Raw genomic sequence first — 20062 nt, 5'->3', positions numbered from 1 at the left:
ATCTTTCAAGGTCACGTACATCAAAATTAATGTGGGTGTAGTTATTATGACACCCAATTTATGGGATCTCTTGCATAACAAACTTTTGGCAGTGTGTCAAGCAGCTTTTTCGCTTCTGTGAGCTACTTGGGTGACACCAACAGTTGATATTGGTTTGTTGCTTTGCTGGCAGCTACTAGCTATGCCTCAAGTTTCCTATTCAAAACTTTCAATATTAAATCTAATTCATTTGGATTATTATACCGTATCATAACTTTACCCTTAGAATTGTTGTCATTAATTTTGATCTTTAAACCAAGTTGAGAAGATATAGCGCCTTCTATTACCGTCATATCTTGATTTCTAGTATATCTCTGCTCTTTTTGATTATTATTTTGGTGTAAGTCTTTTATCAATTTTTCAGTTTGTCTAACACTTAAGGCCTGAGAAACTATTCTTTCTGCAATATCTTCTGCATTTTCAACATTAATCAGTGTTCTTGCATGACCCATAGACAATTTTTTTTCATTGATCATCATTTTCACACTATAGGGAAGTGATAACATCCGAGTCATATTAGTTATGTGGCTGCGGCTTTTGCCTATAGCTGAAGCTAATTCTTCATGTGTATAGAAAAACTCATCTATCAGTTTTCTGTAAGCTTCACCTTCTTCTATTGGATTAATATCTTGTCTTTGTATGTTTTCAATTATGGATACTTCCAAGCATTCCTTGTCGTTCAAATCTTTTATGATAACCGGTGCACTATTAAGATTTGCAATCTTGCTTGCTCGCCAACGACGTTCCCCAGCTATTATTTCGTAACCATCATCATTTGAATCTTTGCGTACCACGATAGGCTGTATAATGCCGTTTTTCTCTATTGAACTTGCAAGTTCTCTTAATGATTCCTCGTCAAAATGTTTCCTCGGTTGAAATTTGCTTGGGTGCAGTAATGAAATAGGCAAATACTCTTGTCGATCTTCTTTATTATCATAATTATCGCCTATGAGGCCGGCAAGACCTCTGCCGAGGCGTCTATCATCCTTCATACCACGCCCTCACTCACTAGCTTCTTTTCCTTACAACTGCTCGCGTGCTTTTTTAAAATTTCCCTTGCCAAACTTATATATGCTTGTGCACCAGGACACTTAAGATCATACACAATAGCGGGTTTTCCATGAGAAGGCGCTTCTGATAACCGTACGTTACGTGGAATAACAGTCTCATACAATGGGATGATAGTTTTGTATACTTTATCATTTAAATACTGGCAAATATCGTTTTTAATCTGTTCACTGAGTTTGTTACGCCTGTCATACATTGTTAACACTATCCCTTCTATTGCCAAAAAAGGGTTTAGGTTATTCCTTTTTATCAGTTCTACAGTTTTAACTAAATGGCTTAATCCTTCCAGAGCAAAAAATTCACACTGAAGAGGAACAATAATAGAATTAGCAGCAGTCAAAGCATTTATGGTTAGAAGCCCAAGTGATGGAGGGCAATCAATGATTATATACTCATAATTATCGCATATCTTCTCTAATGCGCTTTTTAGCACAAATTTTCCTCGCTCAAGTTGCGATAATTCAATTTCTGCAGCTGATAAATCAACTACTGACGAAATTAGTGATAAATTTGGAATTTCCTTTATATTGAAAATTGCCGATTCTATCAATTTATTTTCGCTGCTCAGTAGTATTTTGTATATATTTTTTTCTTCCCTACTACGATAAGAAATCCCGAGCCCTGTACTAGCATTTCCTTGAGGATCAAGATCTACCAATAAAGTGCTTTTTCCCACAGCAGCAAAGGCTGTCGATAAATTTATACTAGTTGTGGTTTTGCCAACTCCACCCTTTTGATTTACTATTGCAATAATCTTGCTCACGCCTTTTATCTTATGTATAAAATAATTCTATTGTATATATGCAAGAAACTTTTGCATTAGAAAATTTTTTTGTTGCTAATCGTACTAAAATTAGACTATTTTTTTTGCTTCGTGTAATACACTTTGAACTTTGTCTCCTAATTCATTCAGAGTGAATGGTTTTGGCAAAAAGTGAAAATCTTCTATATTGATGTCATCACTCTTTAAAAAAGCATCTTCTGCATACCCAGAAATAAAAATAACGTTGATATTTGGCCTATGGATCAATGCTTCTTTAACTATTTCTGGGCCGCTCACCTCTGGCATGATTACATCAGTGATTATAAGATCTATGTGTTGACTTTTTTTACTGATTATTTCTAGCGCCTCGCTGCCTATGCTCGCTTCTATTACATCAAATCCTTTTCTTTTGAGTGCTTTAGAGATGAATTCCCTTACTGAATCTTCATCTTCGATCAATAAAATTATACCATTACCTTTAATTTCACTTACTACCGGTCTTTCTATTTCTTCACTATCTTCCTCTCTCAAATTTTCATCTGATATGTAAACCATGGGCAAAAATATGCTAAATTTAGTTCCATGATTTACTTTGCTAGCAACATAGATGTATCCTTCAGTTTGTTTAATAATGCCATATACAGTAGAGAGGCCAAGACCTGTACCGGAAGCAATATCTTTAGTAGAAAAAAATGGATCAAAGATCTTTTCAGTTGTATCACTCGTCATTCCACATCCTGTATCAATTACTTCAATCACAACATAATTTCCATGTTCAATCGCTTCCTTGTCTGGAGAAAACATATCCTGAGGTGTAGAATTTAATGAGTCAATCTTTTGATTAAAGGTTCGTATAGTTAATTCTCCACCCTTTTCCATAGCAGCACTAGCATTGACTGCTAAGTTAAGTATAACTTGCTCTAATTGCCCTTGATCAGCCCTAACAGCACCCAAGTCTCTACCATAATAAATATTAAATTTTATATTTTCACCTATTAATCTTTTTATCATTTCATAAAGATTAGCTATAGTACTATTTACATCAATAATTTTTGGCTGCAAGGTCTGTCTTCTTGAAAAAGCAAGCAATTGTCTTACTAAATTTGATCCACGCTTTGCATTTTGCTGTATCTGTATTATATCTCCAAAAGATGGATCACCAGCTGAATGTTGGAGTAAAAGCAAATCGCAAAATCCTATTATCCCAGTCAATATATTGTTGAAATCGTGCGCAATACCACCTGCTAACTGCCCTATAGCTTGCATCTTTTGATAATGCTCAAGCTTTATCTCTAGGTTTTTGTGTTCAGTATTGTCAATAAAATAACAAAGTATGAAGATCATTTTGTTATGAAGAAACTTATTGAAATATATTTTTATGTTATTACCGCCGTTGAGCTGTACATCAAAGGATGCATTATTTATTCTATTACTCGAAAAATATTCACGTATTTTCACATGATAACTATCCAATATCAATGTAAAGATTGAATTATTATCTGACCCTGCAAGCTTTATTAGTGCCGTATTTTTCTTTACAAAGTTGCCATTTATGTCACATTGTGCAATAGCAATTGATGAATTTGCAAAACAAGGGTGTAATTGATAATCAACAATATTTGATTCGGTTGGTGTTATAAAGCCATATATATAGCTATGGTTGTATTTATCACAAAATATAGCAGTGCTCATATAAGCCTTGAATGGAATACCACTTATAGTAAAAAACAAAATTTCATTATCGGTTGTTGTATTGTTATATTTAGATTGAGATATAAAATCACTGATTGAGCTACCTTTTTCCAGTTTTTTCAGTTCAAATATGTCTAAAAATCTTTTATTTACAGATAAAATCACCCCTTTGGCATTTGCAATGTAAGTTCCTATACTGTGTTTTTCTATTAACTCTTCATATATCTGCTCCTTGTTTGTCTGTGTTGCTTTTAACACAAAATACCCATCTGGCCTTGCTATTGGCACTAATGATAAATTTAAAATCTTATTACTATTTATAGCAATTTGGGGATTATCTGGTATCGGCTCAAAGAGCAAAAGAAAGTTAGATACTCTATTCTTCTTGTTTAAGGAAATGCATACCTGTACAGAAGAGTTATTTTTTAGTGCATGATAGAGTACTTTTTTGTCTTCTTCTGAAACATCTCCTATTTCAAGAATCTTGCCCAACGTAATGTCATCATCTATATGATCTTTAAACCTTTCGTAGAACCTTGCATCAGCATAAATAATACCCTCATCTTTGTGTAAAATAAGGCAAAATTCTGTATTATGATTTAGTGCATTTGCAAATATTGCATTTTGAAATTCTATAGTATTAAGTAGGTATCTGTAGCGTTTTACATTATATATCATAAAGAGAGTTGTTAGAATGCTAACTAATAAATTAATCTCTATATTAATATGCTGACTATATATATCAAAAAAGTAGAGTATCGATATTGCTACTGGAGGTAAGAGCATAATAACTGCCATCACAACAATTGACATTCCATAATTTCTTAGTATGAAGTCAACCCTGTTCTCTTTTTTGTTATCTATGTATCTTTTACTCATTATTGTTACTTGGCATCGTTGTACATACGAAAATGTTTTATTATATTGATTTAATTATTATAGATTTATTAACGTCTTTGATAGATAATTATCATCCAAATCTAATTAAGTTCCTTAAATATCAGATATAACAATGTTAATAAGCTAGCGAGAGGATATTATGGAAAAACAAAGAACACAAGCATTTAAGTGGTTCTGTGCACTAAGAGATAAGATTATAGAATCTTTCTTATTAATTGAAAAACAATCATCCGCAGAGCCAAAGATCGAAAAGAGAAAGTGGGATCGCCCAGGTGGTGGAGGTGGTGAATCTACAATTATTTTTGGTAATGTTTTTGAAAAAGTTGGAGTAAACGTTTCAAAAGTACACGGAAAATTTGCAGATTCAGCCATTAATGAGATTCCTGGTGCAAGTGAAAGTAACGGAGAGTTTTGGGCAAGCGGTATATCTTTAGTGTCTCATATGCAATCGCCCCTTATCCCTGCAGCGCATATGAACACAAGGCTGATATATACTTCAAAACAATGGTTTGGTGGAGGAATGGATTTTACGCCGATATATAAAAATGAAGAAGATTGCAAGTATATTCATGAATCAATCAAAATGACATGTGATAGATTTGACACCGGATATTATCCAAAATTTAAAGAGCAATGTGACAACTATTTTTTCTTACAACACAGAAAAGAGCCGCGTGGCATTGGTGGTATTTTCTATGATAATCTGAGTTCTGGCAATTGGGAGAATGATTTTGAGTTCACAAAAGCAGTAGGTGAAGCCTTTTTGGAAATTTATTTGCACATCATACGTAAACATATACAAAAATCTTGGACAAAAGAACAACGAGAAAATCAATTAATAAAACGTGGCAGATATGTAGAATTCAATCTGTTATACGATCGTGGCACAAGGTTTGGTTTGATGACTGACGGCAATCCAGATGCAATTATGATGTCAATGCCACCACTTGTTAAGTGGGTGTAAATCACTCTTATTACAAATTGGGATTTCACAAAAACTGCTTGTGTCGTAAAACAATTGAATTGACTTTATGTGCATAATCAATATAACTTGAGTTATTAACATTGACTCTTTCGTCTAGTGGTTAGGACACCACCCTTTCACGGTGGTAACACGGGTTCAAATCCCGTAAGAGTCACTCAAATAGAATATAATTAAAGTTTTAAATGGGAAAAATTAGGCTTTATGTTGAAGAAGCTTTATCACAAGGCATGAGTTTAGCACTTAATCCACAACAAAGTCACTATATTTGCAATGTAATGCGGCTTAAGAAGTATGATAATCTCTCTCTTTTTAATGGAAAAGATGGAGAATGGTTAGGAGAAGTAGTTAATATATCGCGTAAATTGACAAAAGTTACACTCAAAGAATGTACTAAACAACAGCAGTATGAGGAAAATTTATACTTATATTGTGCCATGGTAAAAAGTGGTGCTTTGGGCAACATAGTAAGACAGGCAACTGAAATGGGAGTAACCTGCATTCAATTTATTTCAACGGAACGTACAGTAGTAAAAAACATTAACCTAAGTAGAGCAAAATTACAGGCAATCGAAGCTGCGGAACAATCCGGTAGGATGAGTATACCAGAGATTTTGCCTCCTATTAACTTTTGTGAGTTACCTGATTCCCAGAGTAAAAATTTTGTTTTATGTGATGAAACAGGTAAAGCTGATAAAGTGCTGAAAGGCAAAAAAAATGTTGCTATTATTGTTGGCCCTGAAGGTGGTTTTTCATCTTATGAACTTGATCTTGCCGATAAGTTTTGTCAAAAATTGAGTCTAGGAAAAAGAATTTTAAGAGTCGATACTGCTGTAGTTGCTGCACTAACTTTCACCAATTGGTGTAGCTAGATTTTTAAATATGGCTAAGATAAAGAAATCTGGTTCAGTGTTGCGCGCACAAAAACTCTGTAGACTCTCTACGAAGCAGTCTGTTGTTAAAGAGGAGCTAATAAAAAACATATTCTAAGATAATATTAAATCTCGTATTATATTTTTTCTAAAGTAAACAAATGAATCTTGCATTTTGCCTGAGTTATTGATACTCTGAGTAAAGAAGTCGGGGCGTAGCGCAGCCTGGTAGCGCATTTGGTTTGGGACCAAAGGGTCGGGAGTTCAAATCTCTCCGCCCCGATGTTAGTATAATTGTAAAAACGCTGTAACATAAGAGCAATCTCCATCAGTAAGCAAGTAGCTGACACTGGAATGACATCATTTACCATGTAAATTGTGGCATATTACATTTTAACGCTCAAGTTTATAAAATAATTGACAATGTTAATTTTCTAATTTATAAATAGATTTTGAAATGATTACCGAAGGAGGTATAGAGTTTGATAGAAGTATCAGTCCATTATGGTGATGTAGACAGAGCTCTTCCAGTATTGAAAAAAACAATTCAAAAGGAAGGAAGAGGGTTGAAAATGAAAAAACAATATCATGAAAAAAAATCAGAAAAAAGAGCCAAAAAGAAAGCTGAAGCTAAAAAAAAGAGGTACCAACAAGAGTGCAGAAGGCAGCGTTATGGTTGGTAGTTTGTACTCAAGTTAATAGTTTATCATTGGTTGTTTTATGAATATTCACGAATATCAAGCGAAAGAAGTTTTGCATAAATTTAATGTCCCAGTGCCAAAAGGTTTTGTTGCTACATCTGCGGAAGAAGTAAAGACTCAAGTAAGTCAATTAAAATCTGACGTGTTTGTAGTTAAAGCTCAAATTCATGCAGGTGGTAGGGGTAAAGCCGGTGGCGTAAAGCTAGCAAAGTCAGCTGAAGAAGCTCAACAGTTTGTAAAGGACATGATTGGTATGACTTTAGTTACTCATCAAACAGGGCCAAGCGGGCAGCAAGTAAGAAAAGTGTACGTTGAAGAAGGCTCAAGCATTAAGAAAGAGTATTATTTAAGCCTGGTAATCGACCCGAAGCTCAGTAGGCCAATATTCATATTTTCCTCAGAAGGTGGAATGGACATTGAAGAAGTGGCGAAAAATTCTCCCGCAAAAATTGTGAAATTTGATATTGATTCTGCTACAAGTTTTGATAGCAGCAAGTTAAGCAGCAGTTTTCATTTGAGTCCAGAACAAATAGAAAAAATAACAAATGTTGCAAAAAATATATATGATGCGTTTATTGCAACTGATGCGAGCCAAATTGAAATTAATCCACTGGTTGAAACAAGTTCTGGAGATTTTATTGCGCTCGATGCGAAAATTAATTTCGATGACAATGCTTTATATCGTCACCCAGAAATTATGGAACTTCGTGATTATGATGAAGAAGTGAAAGAAGAGATAGAGGCTTCAAAGTATGGGCTCAGTTACATCAAAATGGATGGCAGTATTGGTTGCATGGTAAATGGTGCAGGTCTTGCTATGGCAACAATGGATATAATAAAATACTACGGAGCAGAGCCTGCTAACTTTTTGGATGTTGGTGGTGGAGCGAGTAAAGAAACTGTAACTGAAGCATTTAAAATCATATTGTCTGATAGCAACGTAAGAGGAATTTTGGTTAATATATTTGGTGGTATAATGCGTTGCGATATTATCGCAAGTGGAATTGTTGCGGCTGCAAAAGAAATGAGCATTAAAGTTCCTCTAGTGGTTAGATTATCAGGTACTAATTTTGAAGAAGGAAAAAAAATCTTAGAAGAGTCAGGATTAAATATTATTGCTGCAGATGAACTGGGTGATGCTACGCAAAAGATAGTAAAAGAGGTAAAATAAAGCATGTCCGTTTTAGTAAATAAAGATACAAGATTAATATGCCAGGGTTTTACTGGTGCACAAGGTACGTTTCATTCAGAGCAAGCTATTGACTACGGGACGAAAATGGTTGGCGGTGTAACTCCTGGAAAGGGTGGTAGCACTCACCTTAATTTACCGGTTTTTAATACTGTAGCAGAAGCTAGAGAAAAAACTGATGCGAATGCCACGGTAATATATGTACCTGCTAAATTTGCTGCTGCTGCAATACTTGAAGCAATAGATGCAAAAATAGAATTGATAGTTTGTATTACAGAGGGCATTCCTATACTTGATATGGTGAAAGTTAAGCGCGCGCTTGTTGATTCAAAAAGTCGATTGGTTGGTCCCAACTGTCCGGGAATTATTACGCCTGAAGAGTGCAAAATAGGAATTATGCCTGGCCATATCCATAAGCGTGGATACATAGGAATTATGTCTCGCTCTGGAACTTTAACTTACGAAGCAGTAGCACAAACAACCGCTGTTGGTCTTGGTCAATCCACATGTATCGGAATTGGGGGAGATCCAGTTCATGGTATGACATTTGTCGACTGTATGGAGCTCTTTTTAAAAGATGACGATACTCATGGTATTGTAGTTATTGGTGAAATAGGTGGAAACGAAGAAGAAGATGTATCACATTTTGTGAAAACAGAAAAGACTAAAAAGCCAATCGTTGGTTTTGTAGCAGGTCAAACAGCACCTCCAGGAAGACGTATGGGACACGCTGGAGCAATCATCTCTTCCAGCGGTGGAAGTGCTGGTGCAAAACTAGAAGTTATGCGGAGTGCCGGGATTGCAATTGCTGAAACCCCTGCGGTGATTGGTAAAAAAGTTTTGGAAGTAATGCATCAGTGCCTAACCTAAAACGCAACTGTACGAACGTTGTGATATAAGGGACCAAGAATGATGTCATCCCAGTGCCTTGACTACTTGGATCCAGGAAAGTTTGCTTGCTTACAAGCAAACTGATTTGGTGAGTATAAAAGTGTTGTGTTATAGCTAACGCTGACTCTACGTCATACCGCCGCGAACCGTCACACCGCGATTCATTCGCGGTATCTCATCCTCTAACAAGCAGCGGGATGACGAGGTTATCGTCATGCCACCGCGAACCGTCATACCGCCGCAGACCGTCATACCGCCGCGGTATCTCTAGATCCCGCTAACACGTAGCGGGATGACGAATTACTATACCGCAGCGAACCGTCATACCGTCACGGTATCTCTTAGCATAGATCCCGCTAACACGTAGCGGGATGACGAGGTTATCGTCATACCACCGCGAACCGTCATACCGCGATTCATTCGCGGTATCTCTAGATCCCGCTAACAAGCAGCGGGATGACGATTGTCAGGCTAGCTGTCATTCAAGTAGCTGACACTGGTTCCTTTATGACGGCAGTGCCCAGAGGTGTCATCCCAGTGCCCAGACACTGGGATCCAGAAAACTTAATTCTAACCAAGTGGCTGCATAATAAAGACTGGATGCCAGTGTCAAGCACTGGCATGACAGCAGTCCTACGTCATACCGTCACGGTATCTCTAGATCCCGCTAACAAGCAGCGGGATGACGAGTTACTTAGCTGTCATGCCGCCGCGAACCGTCATACCGTCACGGTATCTCTAGATCCCGCTAACACGTAGCGGGATGACGAGCTTATCGTCATTCCACCACAAACCGTCATACCGCCGCGGTATCTCTAGATCCCGCTAACACGTAGCGGGATGACGAATCACTATACCGCCGCGAACCGTCACACCGCGATTCATTCGCGGTATCTCTAGATCCCGCTAACAAGCAGCGGGATGACGATTGTCAGGCTAGCTGTCATTCAAGTAGCTGACACTGGTTCCTTTATGACGGCAGTGCCCAGAGGTGTCATCCCAGTGCCCAGACACTGGGATCCAGAAAACTTAATTCTAACCAAGTGGCTGCATAATAAAGACTGGATGCCAGTGTCAAGCACTGGCATGACAGCAGTCCTACGTCATACCGCCGCGGTATCTCTAGATCCCGCTAACACGTAGCGGGATGACGAATTACTTAGCTGTCATGCCGCCGCGAACCGTCATACCGTCACGGTATCTCTAGATCCCGCTAACACGTAGCGGGATGACGAATTACTATACCGCAGCGAACCGTCATACCGTCACGGTATCTCTTAGCATAGATCCCGCTAACACGTAGCGGGATGACGAGGTTATCGTCATACCACCGCGAACCGTCATACCGCGATTCATTCGCGGTATCTCTAGATCCCGCTAACAAGCAGCGGGATGACGATTGTCAGGCTAGCTGTCATTCAAGTAGCTGACACTGGTTCCTTTATGACGGCAGTGCCCAGAGGTGTCATCCCAGTGCCCAGACACTGGGATCCAGAAAACTTAATTCTAACCAAGTGGCTGCATAATAAAGACTGGATGCCAGTGTCAAGCACTGGCATGACAGCAGTCCTACGTCATACCGTCACGGTATCTCTAGATCCCGCTAACACGTAGCGGGATGACGAGTTACTTAGCTGTCATGCCGCCGCGAACCGTCATACCGTCACGGTATCTCTTAGCATAGATCCCGCTAACAAGCAGCGGGATGACGATTGTCAGGCCAGCGCCCCTATAATGTCATCCCAGTGCTTGACACTGGGATCCAGCTAAGTTGATAAGCATAAAAATAGATGTTTTACGTTGAAATACAACGTTTTCGATGAGATTGCAGGAAGGCTGGATGCCAGTGTCAAGCACTGGCATGACACCATTTGTTGTGTTTAACAAAGTTCGTACTTAGCTTCATGTTAGCTATAAACGTTAAGAAATTTACCAAACGAAAAAAAAGGCAAAAGAAACCCTGGTCACTGTCTATTTTCAGTATTGGCGTTTTTTAAGTCTTAAACACTGCAATTTAGCTGCTTTTAAGTGCAACTAACCTTAGCTAAAATGTTTAAGAAATTTACTAAGCAGAAAAAAAGGCAAAAGAAACCCCGTGGTAATTAGTGTTCACTCCCTAATCCTGCAAATTGGCGTACTATACTGTCTTAAACGACTTATAAGCGCGTTTCAGCTTATATAGGTAAAAACCTAGAAATATTGTGAAGACATAAGGTGCACATAGTGCAAAAAATTAAAAATAAGACGCCAACTACGTTGTTTTCTTGCTGTTTAATCTGCACAGATGAAGATAACTGAATACCTTCAGCATCATGATAAGGGGGCTGGCGGAGTTTGTCAAGTGGTTTTTGCATTGTGAAAACAATTATCACAAAAATCCTATATCACCGGTCATGAATACGTTATTTGCCCATTCGATTAATAACTTACCTCCTGGTAAATCTACTGAAGTCTGTTGGGCAGTCAGATATCCACGTAGTGTGGATGCAACAAGTGCTGCACAGGCTGCACTACCGCACGATGCAGTAATGCCTGTACCTCTTTCCCAAACTCTTAAAGCTATTTCTCCAGATTTTTCAACTTGTGCAATACTAACATTAATTTTCTGAGGAAATAATGCGTGATTTTCTAGCTTTGGTCCTAAATTTCGCAATGGTATTTCACTTATGTTATCAACAAAAAAAACTATGTGAGGATTGCCAATATTTACTGCAACAGGATCTTTTAGCATTTCAAGCTCTATAGGTAAGTGAAGAGTGTCACACTCAGTAGACAAGGGAATTTCATGCCATTTTAGCAAAGGTTTACCCATGTTAACCTTTATGGATTTATCACCCACTTTAAAACACTCTAAGATGCGTTTGCTTGTTAGCTCAATAATGGAGTATTCAGCACCTTTTTCTGACATTAGCAAATATCCAACGCAACGTGCTGCATTTCCGCACATTTCAGCTTTGCTACCATCAGCATTATAGATATGCATAAAGCAATCGGCTAAACTGGAGTTTGTTATCACTATGACTTGATCGCAACCGTTTTGGTTAGCAATTTTTTTATAGTTCCAATTTAAATCATTTGCTGAACGTGAGTCTATGATAACAAAATTATTGCCAGTACCGTGCATTTTGATAAAATTTTCAGAATTTTGGCCACTCATCGTAGAAAAATATTTCTTCTACTGACCTTCTTTTTTTCTCTTTGATTTCAGCATCCTCTTCTTCGTAACCAACCGCTATCACTGACATTACGTTAAAGTCATTGGGTATATTGAACTCTTTCACTATTTTATCTCTATCAAATCCACCCATTTGATGGGCCATTAAGTTCATAGCTGCAGCTTGTAACATAAGTCCATAATTCGCTGCACCAGTGTCGTGATTAGCCCAAAGATTTTCTCCTTTACCAGATTTGCGGAAATTTTTAGCACTGAAAGATATGATTAACACTTGTGCATCTTTTGCCCATTTTTGATTAGATTCATCAAGACAACTTAGCAGCTTTTCCCATGCATTTTGATTGTTCTGTTTGTTGCATATCACATATCTCCAAGGTTCATCACCAAAACATGAGGGAGTCAGCCTTACAGCTTCCATTAAAATATCCATGTCTTCCTGAGATATTGCTCTTGTAGGATCGTATGAACGTCCGCTGTGTCTTGCTTTCATCAACGATAATAGATCTTGTTTACTTATCATTTTTAATTTAATAGTGCATAAATAATTCATTGTAGCACAATATAAACAAAATTTAAATTGCAAAACCTCTTATATATATTACATTTTATAAGTTATTTTTATTGGGAAGGTATGTTTATAACACAATCTAGCAGTAGATCAACACTGGCTGAAATATTGTCTTGCGTTTTACTTTTATTCTTGATGGCTCAAATAAGCATACCATTGCAGCCTGTGCCTATCACATTGCAAACTTTAGGAGTAATGCTTATTGGGCTTAAATTTAACCGCAGAACAGCATTCTATTCTGTGCTTACATATCTATCACTTGGTGCAATAGGATTTCCTGTTCTTGCGAATTTTTCTGGTGGTTATCACATTTTTCTCAGACCAACAGGTGGATATTTAATTGGCTGTTTAGCTGCTGTCATAGTGATGGGCGAAGTAAATGAATTACTGAACTCTAAGTATAAATCATTTGTGTGTAATTCTTTAAGTTGTCTGGCTGGTACAGTTATAATCTTTATTTGTGGTGTTAGTTGGCTTGCTGTTTACTTGGGTCTGGAACAAGCAATAATGGTGGGTGTTTTACCATTTATCCTTCCTGGTTTGGTAAAAATTTTTCTACTTGTAGCAGCTTTGCAATATTTGAAAAAATGATAAAATTTCGCCCTCATCATTTTATGTGCACCCTCGCGTTTCGGGGATATGGGTATTCTCAGGGTTTTGTAGAAAATTATAAAAAGATAGCAAGCAAAGTAATTAGTGATCCTAACACTCAAATCGAAGTAGTTGGTAACCTTGATAGTATCTGTAGTGCTTGTCCAAATCAGACTAAACAAGGTGAATGTACCACACAAGCTAAAGTTTTACAGCTAGATAGAAGGCATATGGAAATTTTAGGAATAAAAATTGGCGAGGCTTTAACTTGGAATGAGGCAGTAAAAAAGATTAGAGAGAAAATGTCTTTAAAGAAATTTGATTACGCATGTGAAGGGTGCAACTGGCAGCCATATGGAATATGTAAAGATGCCCTTTTAAATTGTCATTCCTACAAAGGTAGTTGACAAAATGTTAAGATAAATTGAAGCATTTTTGTGGAAATAGACTTCTTGCATCACCTCCCAAACCACAATTGTCATTCAGTAGAAACGAAAAAACTTCCTTGACAAGCTTCGCCAGCCCCCTTATCATAAAACTGAAGCTATTGTATTTGCTTTCGCCAATCTGCAGATTAAAAGGTAAGGATTACTTAATGTATCGGCGTCTTATGTTCAATTTTTTGCAGTATATAGATACTGTATGTCTTTACAAAACTTCATCTACATCTAGATTTTTATCTAAATAAGCTGAACGCGCTTATAAAGCGTTACAAGACATCAAAAAATGCCAATACTCGACAGAGATAGTAAAAGACTAGCTAACTCGGGGATTCTTTGTCTTTTTTTCTGCTTAGTAAATTTCTTAAACATTTGCAGCGTAGGTTAGTTGCAATTAAAAGCAGCTGAATCTCGCTTGTCAAGCGTTTAAAACATAAAAAACGCCAATATTTTAAAGCGGATAATAACCCCAGGGCTTCTTTTGCCTTTTTTTTTATTTGGTAAATTTCTTAATGTTTGTAGCTAAAAGAGCCCAAGAGAGGTGTCATTCCAGTGCCCCTGTGATGTCATTCCAGTGCTTGACACTGGAATCCAGTTTTCCATATAATCTCATCGAAAACGTTGTAACCACTTTCTATGCTAGTTTGCTTGTAAACAAGCAAACTTTCCTGGATCCCAGTGTCTGGGCACTGGGATGACACCATTCTTTTTCCTGGATTCCAAACTGGGATGACAGCTAGCCTGACAATCGTCATTCCGCTACGTGTTAGCGGGATCTAGAGATACCGCAGCGGTATGACGGTTTGTGGTGGAATGACGATAAGCTCGTCATCCCGCTGCTTGTTAGCGGGATCTAGAGATACCGCGGCGGTATGACGGTTCGTGGCGGTATGACGTCTCGCTTGGGCTAACCCAGTGTTGACACTTATAGCCTTGTCATTTCAGTCTGGAATCTAGATGCAGCCACTTATTTAAAGTTAAGTTTTCTGGATCCAAGTAGTCAGCTACTTAGATAACAGGAAGAAGGTGCTGGGATGACAGGAGAAGAAGGCTACTTAGATGGCAGGGAGGGGCTACTTGAATGACGGTTCTTATCATCGGTAAACTTAGAGCTATATTAACTATTTGCCTTTTTTCTACTTAAGTTTGGGTTATGCAAGAAGTCTAATAAAGCAAAATGTAGAAGACAAAAGATAAGTGCGTTCTAAAAGGCAACACAGCATGTTCGTCCCGCTAATTAATAATATCTTTATTATTGTATGAGATAGGTAATTTAGCATTTATAAATTTGTAATGTGTTGCGCATAGCTCAAAAAAATAAGGTTTACTGGTTACACGCTGCAGCCAATGCCACAACACTAAGATCTATGTTTGTCTGCATGTTAATTTGCATTGTGATTTTATGTAGGTCTTCTGTTACCTATGCTAGTGAAAATTTGGAGATACAGAAGGCCTTTGATAGTGTTGTCAAGCATATAAAAGCTGATAAAAAATATAAAGATCTTGATGTTATTGAGAGAAAAAGTGATAAATTTAATATCAAAATTGCGCAGAATTCTGGCAAGAGTTTTGACATATACTCTACTTTAAAAAAAGCAAAAGATTCTTTTGAGTTAGGAGATAATGAGACAGCTATTTCTCTCCTTAATCAGATTATCGCAAAGTTTCCTTATCATAAAAATGCTTTAATTGGATTGGGGAACATTTATTACGTTAATAAAGAATACAAAAAAGCTGTAGAGATTTACACAAGACTGTTAAAAGAACACCCTAGTAACCCTTACATATTAAAAAATTTTCTGACGATAATCTCACAATATGATCCTGATCTGGCGTTGAGTGAAATGTTAAAATTGTATGATATACATAAAAATTATGCTCCTTTATTAGCAAATTTAGGTCTGATTTATATGAAAAAGGAGGATTATGTAAAAGGTAAGGAGTATATGACAACTGCTATTTCCCTTGATGAAAACAATATTTTTTATACCTATAATTTAGCTGTTATTCTAGATAAACTTTCAGATTTTAAAAATGCTACAATATTCTACTTAAAGTTGTTGAACATGGCTACAACTTCGAAAGATGTGAGTGAAAAAATACCTTTATACAAAGCGACAGCAAGACTAAAATTTATAAAACTCCACAGTATGCACCCAAAGATTTCATAAAAGCTTATAGCTTACCTAAATCTAATTTATCGTATCTGTTCAGGGGAGTGGCTAATGTGCAAATATTGAAGCAAAGTGCGTGACGCACAGCTGTACGAACATTTGTTTGCAAAGGTAATTTGCACAACAAATGCATAACTGTACGAACATTGTGATTTTGGCCCATCAGGAGGGTGTCATCCCAGTGCTTGACACTGGGATCCAGGAATTTTATTAAGTTGGCGAGCATAAAAATAGCTGTTTTATGTTAAAATACAACGTTTTAATGATTATGAAAAAGCTGGATTCCAGTGTCAAGCACTGGAATGACACCATTCTTTTTTCTGAATCCCAGTGTCTGGGCACTGGGATGACACCATTTATTGTAAGCTCACATTTACCCTATGATTATCTTTTTAGATCACCTTGTCTACCTATTTTGCCACTCTGCTGAACGGATACAATTTATCGCTATTTTTGTTTACAATAATAATATTGAGCTATAGAATTAGATCTAAAGGGGCAATTAGCTCAGCTGGTAGAGCATCTCGTTTACACCGAGGAGGTCGGCAGTTCAAGTCTGTCATTGCCCATTTGCTTAACTAAATGTTAGTATTATTAATTACTTCGATCAAAGTATAGAAAATGCAGGATAATATAGTACCAATCTCAATAGTAAAAGAGCTGGAAGATTCTTATCTCTCCTACGCAATGAGCGTTATCATAAGCAGGGCTATACCTGACGTGCGGGATGGATTTAAACCTGTTCATAGGCGTATATTATATGCAATGTCAAGAGCTGGATTCGATGCCGGTAAGCCATATAAAAAAGCGGCTCGTATAGTAGGGGATGTAATGGGGAAATATCACCCACATGGTGATGCAGCTATTTACGATTCCTTGGTCAGGATGGCTCAAGATTTTTCTCTTCTTTTACCACTTATTGATGGGCAAGGTAACTTTGGTTCGATAGATGGAGATCCACCAGCTTCAATGCGATACACAGAAGCAAGACTTCAAAAAGTGTCGCACTTTTTACTGAATGATATTGATGAAGATACAGTTGATTTTAGGCCAAACTACGATGGAAATGAAACAGAGCCTATTGTGCTGCCTGCAGAGTTTCCGAATCTATTGGTAAACGGTGCAAGTGGTGTTGCAGTTGGTATGGCAACCAATATTCCTTCTCATAATCTTGGAGAAATAATAGATGCTTGTATATTATATGTAGATAATCCTGAAGTTACTTTTGATGAGTTACTTGAAGTGATGCCAGGGCCGGATTTCCCAACTGGGGGAACGATTCTTGGAAGGTCTGGAATAAGATCAGCATTTGCAACGGGTCGTGGATCAATTGTTGTGCAAGGCAAGACTCACATGGAAGACCTGCCACAAGATAGGCAAGCAATAGTGATTGATGAAATACCTTACCAGGTAAATAAAGTAAAATTAATTGAGAAGATAGGTGAACTTGTAAAAGAAAAAAGAATTGATGGCATAACAGAAATTAGGGATGAGTCCGATAAGTCTGGTATTAGAGTAGTAATTGACCTCAGAAGAAATGCTGCAGCAGATTTTATACTTAATCAAATACTGGGACTCACTCCACTAAAAAGTAGTTTTAGTGTTAACACTTTAGTCCTTAACAACAACAAGCCTGCTTTGATGTCATTAAAAGAAATCATAGCTGCTTTTGTTGACTTTAGAAAAGAAGTATTAATCAGGAGAACAGAATTTCGTCTAAGAAAAACGAGGGAAAAAGCTCATATATATATAGGGCTCTACATTGCGGTCTTGAGCATAGATGAAGTGATAAAAATCATCCGTGGTGCAAAAGATCCTGCGGAAGCAAGTAGAGAACTTTTAAATAAAGAATGGAAAACTTCGAATGAAATCAACACTATTATTGAGTTGATTTCAGATAGCGCAAGCTTTTTGAAAGATGGAGTGTATAGATTAACTGAGCTACAAATTAAGGCTATCCTTGATATGAAACTGCAGCGTTTAACAGGCCTTGAAAAAGACAAATTAGAAGCTGAGCTAAGTTCAATGATCAACCTGATAAAAGAATATATCGCTTTTCTTGGCTCAGAAGAGAAGTTGATGAAGGAAATAAAAAACAATTTACAAGAAATAAAGAACAGATTTGCCGTACCACGAAAAACTGCAATAGAGGAATCAGATACGGACATTGAAGCTGAAGATCTAATTCCACAAGAGGATATGGTGATAACCGTAACTATGAATGGTTATATCAAGCGTGTGAAGCTTTCTCACTACAAAACTCAGCATCGTGGTGGAAAAGGAAAGCTAGGACAGGGGTTAAAAGAAGAGGATGTAATCACAAAATTATTTGTTGAAAATACCCACACTAGCCTTTTATTCTTTTCTAATATTGGCCGAGTTTATAGATTAAAGGTTTATAAGTTGCCTCTTGCAGAACCAACTGCACGTGGAAGAGCGCTTGTTAACATATTTCCGCTTAGCGATGGTGAAACTATAACTAATATAATGCCGTTGCCAAGTGAAAATGACGAAAATCAAAACATAGTTTTTGCTACTGCCTATGGAAACATAAGGCGTAACTCTTTAGCGGACTTTCACTATATTCCAAGCAATGGAAAAATAGCAATAAAGCTCGATGAAGGAGACAAATTAATATCGGTTAAAGTATGCAATGAAATTGATCATGTTTTACTTTCAACAACGCTTGGAAAAAGTATCAGATTTGTTGTAAGTGATGTGCGTCAATTTAAGAGTCGCAATTCAGATGGCGTAAGAGGTATCAAACTTGTAAAGAATGACAGCGTGATATCCATGACCATATTAAATGGGATAGGTGTAGCAACAGAAACAAAAGAACTTTACTTAAAAGTTCCACTTGCAAAAAGACTGGGGACTGCAATTAATAACTCCATTGATTCTAAATTGGAAAAGACTTTGAATGATTTAGGAATAGATAACGAATTATTCTTAAAACTTGCAGTGAATGAGGAGTTTATATTAACTATTACCGAAAATGGCTTTGGTAAAAGAACTTCTGCGTATGAGTATAGAATAACTAACAGGGGTGGTGTTGGTATCACCAATATTCTTACTACCAGCAGAAACGGCAATGTTGTTGCTAGTTTTCCAGTTGAGCAGGGTGATAATATCATGCTTATTACAGATAAAGGAAAGTTAATTCGTATTTCAGTAAATGATATCAGAATTGCAGGACGTAGCACTCAAGGAGTCACTCTGTTTAAAACAGAGAGTAGAGAAAAGGTGGTGTCAGTAGCGAAAATTGAAGATCCTGATTCCACTGAAGATAGTATTTCTGAAGTTGAAAACTCTATCTCTTCTCAACTGTAGTACAGGTTAAACAAAAAGCGCAAGTTTTTGTTGATTAATACGCAGTATTTAAATTAAAATATATACTTATGGCTAAGTAGAGATCGATGGACAAAAATTTAACTAAAAATAAAAAACCACTGGCAAACAAAGAGGATAAAAAAACACCTCCTGTTAAAGATCTTACTAAAAATAAGGGTAGGAGAGATTTTATAACATTAACTACGTGCGCTATGGCGGGTATAGGAGCTGCAAGTGGACTTTGGCCACTGGTTAAGTCTATGAATCCTTCTGCTGAAGTTCTAGCAACTTCCACAGTGGAGGTGAATTTGTCTGGAATTCAGGAAGGACACGGAGTAAAAGTAAAGTGGCAAGGTAAACCAGTATTCATTCGTAGACGCACAAAGCAAGAAATTGAGGTTGCAAGAGCTGTGAATGTAAAGAACTTGAGGGATCCTCAGTCAGACGAGCAAAGAGTATGCGAAGGAAAAGATGAATGGTTAATCATGATCGGAATATGTACACATCTTGGGTGTGTACCGGTTGACCATGCTACAAGAGATGGTAATGGTTGGTTCTGTCCTTGCCACGGTTCATATTATGACACATCAGGCCGAGTAATTGGGGGGCCCGCACCAAAAAATATGACTGTACCTGATTATTTTTTTCCCAGTGAGAATGTTGTGGTAATTGGCAAGAAGGCTTAAC

General features: G+C 37.2%; 25 protein-coding genes and 3 tRNA genes. 18 read left to right on the top strand and 10 right to left on the bottom strand.

The features are described 5' to 3' along the window. Window positions 1-179 precede the first annotated feature (179 nt). The 3 genes from OPR43_RS07425 to OPR43_RS07415 form a co-directional block, all read right to left on the bottom strand. Window positions 180-1031, bottom strand: a complete 852-nt coding sequence (locus OPR43_RS07425; RefSeq protein ID WP_265034718.1) for a ParB/RepB/Spo0J family partition protein — start codon at window positions 1029-1031, stop codon at window positions 180-182. Beyond that, a complete protein-coding gene (locus tag OPR43_RS07420; protein WP_265034717.1) occupies window positions 1028-1870 on the bottom strand; it encodes a ParA family protein in 843 nt (280 codons plus the stop codon). The genes OPR43_RS07425 and OPR43_RS07420 overlap by 4 nt, the downstream gene beginning before the upstream one ends. A 90-nt stretch (window positions 1871-1960) precedes the next feature. Then, window positions 1961-4441 (bottom strand): response regulator, encoded by a 2481-nt coding sequence (locus OPR43_RS07415; protein ID WP_265034716.1) that lies wholly within the window; start codon window positions 4439-4441, stop codon window positions 1961-1963. Between the two features lie 160 nt (window positions 4442-4601). Here OPR43_RS07415 and hemF point away from each other — a divergent pair, with 160 nt between their 5' ends. The 7 genes from hemF to sucD all read left to right on the top strand — a co-directional run bounded on the left by hemF (window position 4602) and on the right by sucD (window position 9076). After that, window positions 4602-5426: an oxygen-dependent coproporphyrinogen oxidase gene (gene hemF, locus OPR43_RS07410; protein ID WP_265034715.1), complete on the top strand. Its 825-nt coding sequence runs from the start codon at window positions 4602-4604 to the stop codon at window positions 5424-5426. Window positions 5427-5529: 103 nt separating this feature from the next. Further along, window positions 5530-5601: transfer RNA gene (locus OPR43_RS07405), tRNA-Glu, on the top strand. A gap of 28 nt (window positions 5602-5629) precedes the next feature. After that, entirely contained in the window at window positions 5630-6316 is a 687-nt protein-coding gene (locus OPR43_RS07400) for a 16S rRNA (uracil(1498)-N(3))-methyltransferase (RefSeq protein ID WP_265034714.1), read from the top strand. Between the two features lie 209 nt (window positions 6317-6525). Further along, window positions 6526-6599: transfer RNA gene (locus OPR43_RS07395), tRNA-Pro, on the top strand. Window positions 6600-6798: 199 nt separating this feature from the next. Next, on the top strand, window positions 6799-6999 hold the full coding sequence (gene rpsU, locus OPR43_RS07390) for a 30S ribosomal protein S21 (protein WP_006279819.1): 201 nt from the start codon (window positions 6799-6801) through the stop codon (window positions 6997-6999). 37 nt (window positions 7000-7036) lie between these two features. After that, a complete protein-coding gene (gene sucC / locus OPR43_RS07385) occupies window positions 7037-8188 on the top strand; it encodes an ADP-forming succinate--CoA ligase subunit beta (RefSeq protein WP_265034713.1) in 1152 nt (383 codons plus the stop codon). Window positions 8189-8191: 3 nt separating this feature from the next. Next, on the top strand, window positions 8192-9076 hold the full coding sequence (gene sucD, locus OPR43_RS07380; protein WP_265034712.1) for a succinate--CoA ligase subunit alpha: 885 nt from the start codon (window positions 8192-8194) through the stop codon (window positions 9074-9076). Window positions 9077-9223: 147 nt separating this feature from the next. Here sucD and OPR43_RS07375 read toward each other — a convergent pair whose 3' ends face one another. Beyond that, complete coding sequence (locus tag OPR43_RS07375; protein WP_265034711.1) at window positions 9224-9349, bottom strand: hypothetical protein; 126 nt, start codon at window positions 9347-9349, stop codon at window positions 9224-9226. 119 nt (window positions 9350-9468) lie between these two features. Between OPR43_RS07375 and OPR43_RS07370 the strand changes: the two genes are divergently transcribed. The 5 genes from OPR43_RS07370 (at window position 9469) to OPR43_RS07350 (ending at window position 10711) form a co-directional block, all read left to right on the top strand. Then, entirely contained in the window at window positions 9469-9591 is a 123-nt protein-coding gene (locus OPR43_RS07370) for a hypothetical protein (RefSeq protein ID WP_265034708.1), read from the top strand. Further along, window positions 9554-9856, top strand: coding sequence for a WPE palindromic element domain-containing protein (locus tag OPR43_RS07365; RefSeq protein ID WP_265034710.1), 303 nt, complete (start codon window positions 9554-9556; stop codon window positions 9854-9856). The genes OPR43_RS07370 and OPR43_RS07365 overlap by 38 nt, the downstream gene beginning before the upstream one ends. A 162-nt stretch (window positions 9857-10018) precedes the next feature. After that, window positions 10019-10240 carry a WPE palindromic element domain-containing protein gene (locus OPR43_RS07360; protein ID WP_265034709.1) on the top strand — a complete coding sequence of 74 codons (222 nt, stop codon included), beginning with the start codon at window positions 10019-10021 and terminating at the stop codon, window positions 10238-10240. Window positions 10241-10404: 164 nt separating this feature from the next. Continuing rightward, entirely contained in the window at window positions 10405-10527 is a 123-nt protein-coding gene (locus OPR43_RS07355) for a hypothetical protein (RefSeq protein ID WP_265034708.1), read from the top strand. After that, window positions 10490-10711, top strand: coding sequence for a WPE palindromic element domain-containing protein (locus OPR43_RS07350; RefSeq protein ID WP_265034707.1), 222 nt, complete (start codon window positions 10490-10492; stop codon window positions 10709-10711). Before OPR43_RS07355 ends, OPR43_RS07350 begins: the two co-directional genes overlap by 38 nt. Before the next feature lie 123 nt (window positions 10712-10834). On the opposite strand, the gene OPR43_RS07345 is transcribed toward OPR43_RS07350, so the two are convergent. From OPR43_RS07345 to OPR43_RS07335, 3 genes are all read right to left on the bottom strand, one after another. After that, window positions 10835-10984, bottom strand: a complete 150-nt coding sequence (locus tag OPR43_RS07345; RefSeq protein WP_265026257.1) for a hypothetical protein — start codon at window positions 10982-10984, stop codon at window positions 10835-10837. Window positions 10985-11465: 481 nt separating this feature from the next. Beyond that, a complete protein-coding gene (gene dapF, locus OPR43_RS07340; protein ID WP_265034706.1) occupies window positions 11466-12254 on the bottom strand; it encodes a diaminopimelate epimerase in 789 nt (262 codons plus the stop codon). Further along, window positions 12235-12822 (bottom strand): nitroreductase family protein, encoded by a 588-nt coding sequence (locus OPR43_RS07335; RefSeq protein WP_265034705.1) that lies wholly within the window; start codon window positions 12820-12822, stop codon window positions 12235-12237. Before OPR43_RS07335 ends, dapF begins: the two co-directional genes overlap by 20 nt. 81 nt (window positions 12823-12903) lie before the next feature. Here OPR43_RS07335 and OPR43_RS07330 point away from each other — a divergent pair, with 81 nt between their 5' ends. Further along, complete coding sequence (locus tag OPR43_RS07330; protein WP_265034704.1) at window positions 12904-13431, top strand: biotin transporter BioY; 528 nt, start codon at window positions 12904-12906, stop codon at window positions 13429-13431. Then, a complete protein-coding gene (locus OPR43_RS07325) occupies window positions 13428-13838 on the top strand; it encodes a DUF1284 domain-containing protein (protein WP_265026253.1) in 411 nt (136 codons plus the stop codon). The genes OPR43_RS07330 and OPR43_RS07325 overlap by 4 nt, the downstream gene beginning before the upstream one ends. Before the next feature lie 599 nt (window positions 13839-14437). On the opposite strand, the gene OPR43_RS07320 is transcribed toward OPR43_RS07325, so the two are convergent. Then, window positions 14438-14626, bottom strand: coding sequence for a hypothetical protein (locus OPR43_RS07320; protein ID WP_265034466.1), 189 nt, complete (start codon window positions 14624-14626; stop codon window positions 14438-14440). A 540-nt stretch (window positions 14627-15166) separates the two neighbouring features. Between OPR43_RS07320 and OPR43_RS07315 the strand changes: the two genes are divergently transcribed. Continuing rightward, the gene (locus OPR43_RS07315; protein WP_265034703.1) at window positions 15167-16042 is read left to right on the top strand and encodes a tetratricopeptide repeat protein; all 876 of its coding nucleotides are present in this window, start codon (window positions 15167-15169) and stop codon (window positions 16040-16042) included. Between the two features lie 4 nt (window positions 16043-16046). Here the strand turns inward: OPR43_RS07315 and OPR43_RS07310 are convergent, their stop codons facing one another. After that, on the bottom strand, window positions 16047-16271 hold the full coding sequence (locus tag OPR43_RS07310; protein WP_265034702.1) for a hypothetical protein: 225 nt from the start codon (window positions 16269-16271) through the stop codon (window positions 16047-16049). Beyond that, window positions 16256-16387: a hypothetical protein gene (locus OPR43_RS07305; protein WP_265034701.1), complete on the bottom strand. Its 132-nt coding sequence runs from the start codon at window positions 16385-16387 to the stop codon at window positions 16256-16258. Before OPR43_RS07305 ends, OPR43_RS07310 begins: the two co-directional genes overlap by 16 nt. A 154-nt stretch (window positions 16388-16541) precedes the next feature. On the opposite strand from OPR43_RS07305, the gene OPR43_RS07300 reads away from it, so the two are divergent. The 3 genes from OPR43_RS07300 (at window position 16542) to petA (ending at window position 20061) form a co-directional block, all read left to right on the top strand. Continuing rightward, window positions 16542-16614: transfer RNA gene (locus OPR43_RS07300), tRNA-Val, on the top strand. A gap of 52 nt (window positions 16615-16666) precedes the next feature. After that, complete coding sequence (gyrA, locus tag OPR43_RS07295) at window positions 16667-19375, top strand: DNA gyrase subunit A (RefSeq protein WP_265034700.1); 2709 nt, start codon at window positions 16667-16669, stop codon at window positions 19373-19375. 86 nt (window positions 19376-19461) lie between these two features. Further along, window positions 19462-20061: a ubiquinol-cytochrome c reductase iron-sulfur subunit gene (gene petA / locus OPR43_RS07290; protein ID WP_265034699.1), complete on the top strand. Its 600-nt coding sequence runs from the start codon at window positions 19462-19464 to the stop codon at window positions 20059-20061. Window position 20062: the final 1 nt, after the last annotated feature.

Source organism: Wolbachia endosymbiont (group A) of Apoderus coryli, from assembly GCF_947251615.1.
Taxonomy (GTDB): domain Bacteria; phylum Pseudomonadota; class Alphaproteobacteria; order Rickettsiales; family Anaplasmataceae; genus Wolbachia.
The sequence above is the reverse complement of the archived record's forward strand: the minus strand, read 5'-3'. Positions and strand labels throughout refer to the sequence as shown.

Coding starts and splice junctions, on each gene's coding strand:
- OPR43_RS07400 (WP_265034714.1), top strand. CDS start 5,630: ATGGGAAAAATTAGGCTTTATGTTGAAGAAGCTTTATCACAAGGCATG.
- OPR43_RS07365 (WP_265034710.1), top strand. CDS start 9,554: ATGACGATTGTCAGGCTAGCTGTCATTCAAGTAGCTGACACTGGTTCC.
- sucD (WP_265034712.1), top strand. CDS start 8,192: ATGTCCGTTTTAGTAAATAAAGATACAAGATTAATATGCCAGGGTTTT.
- OPR43_RS07355 (WP_265034708.1), top strand. CDS start 10,405: ATGACGAGGTTATCGTCATACCACCGCGAACCGTCATACCGCGATTCA.
- OPR43_RS07330 (WP_265034704.1), top strand. CDS start 12,904: ATGTTTATAACACAATCTAGCAGTAGATCAACACTGGCTGAAATATTG.
- hemF (WP_265034715.1), top strand. CDS start 4,602: ATGGAAAAACAAAGAACACAAGCATTTAAGTGGTTCTGTGCACTAAGA.
- OPR43_RS07325 (WP_265026253.1), top strand. CDS start 13,428: ATGATAAAATTTCGCCCTCATCATTTTATGTGCACCCTCGCGTTTCGG.
- OPR43_RS07415 (WP_265034716.1), bottom strand. CDS start 4,441: ATGAGTAAAAGATACATAGATAACAAAAAAGAGAACAGGGTTGACTTC.
- OPR43_RS07370 (WP_265034708.1), top strand. CDS start 9,469: ATGACGAGGTTATCGTCATACCACCGCGAACCGTCATACCGCGATTCA.
- OPR43_RS07425 (WP_265034718.1), bottom strand. CDS start 1,031: ATGAAGGATGATAGACGCCTCGGCAGAGGTCTTGCCGGCCTCATAGGC.
- OPR43_RS07350 (WP_265034707.1), top strand. CDS start 10,490: ATGACGATTGTCAGGCTAGCTGTCATTCAAGTAGCTGACACTGGTTCC.
- OPR43_RS07375 (WP_265034711.1), bottom strand. CDS start 9,349: ATGACGGTCTGCGGCGGTATGACGGTTCGCGGTGGCATGACGATAACC.
- OPR43_RS07335 (WP_265034705.1), bottom strand. CDS start 12,822: ATGAATTATTTATGCACTATTAAATTAAAAATGATAAGTAAACAAGAT.
- petA (WP_265034699.1), top strand. CDS start 19,462: ATGGACAAAAATTTAACTAAAAATAAAAAACCACTGGCAAACAAAGAG.
- OPR43_RS07310 (WP_265034702.1), bottom strand. CDS start 16,271: ATGCTCGCCAACTTAATAAAATTCCTGGATCCCAGTGTCAAGCACTGG.
- sucC (WP_265034713.1), top strand. CDS start 7,037: ATGAATATTCACGAATATCAAGCGAAAGAAGTTTTGCATAAATTTAAT.
- OPR43_RS07360 (WP_265034709.1), top strand. CDS start 10,019: ATGACGATTGTCAGGCTAGCTGTCATTCAAGTAGCTGACACTGGTTCC.
- gyrA (WP_265034700.1), top strand. CDS start 16,667: ATGCAGGATAATATAGTACCAATCTCAATAGTAAAAGAGCTGGAAGAT.
- dapF (WP_265034706.1), bottom strand. CDS start 12,254: ATGAGTGGCCAAAATTCTGAAAATTTTATCAAAATGCACGGTACTGGC.
- OPR43_RS07320 (WP_265034466.1), bottom strand. CDS start 14,626: ATGACGATTGTCAGGCTAGCTGTCATCCCAGTTTGGAATCCAGGAAAA.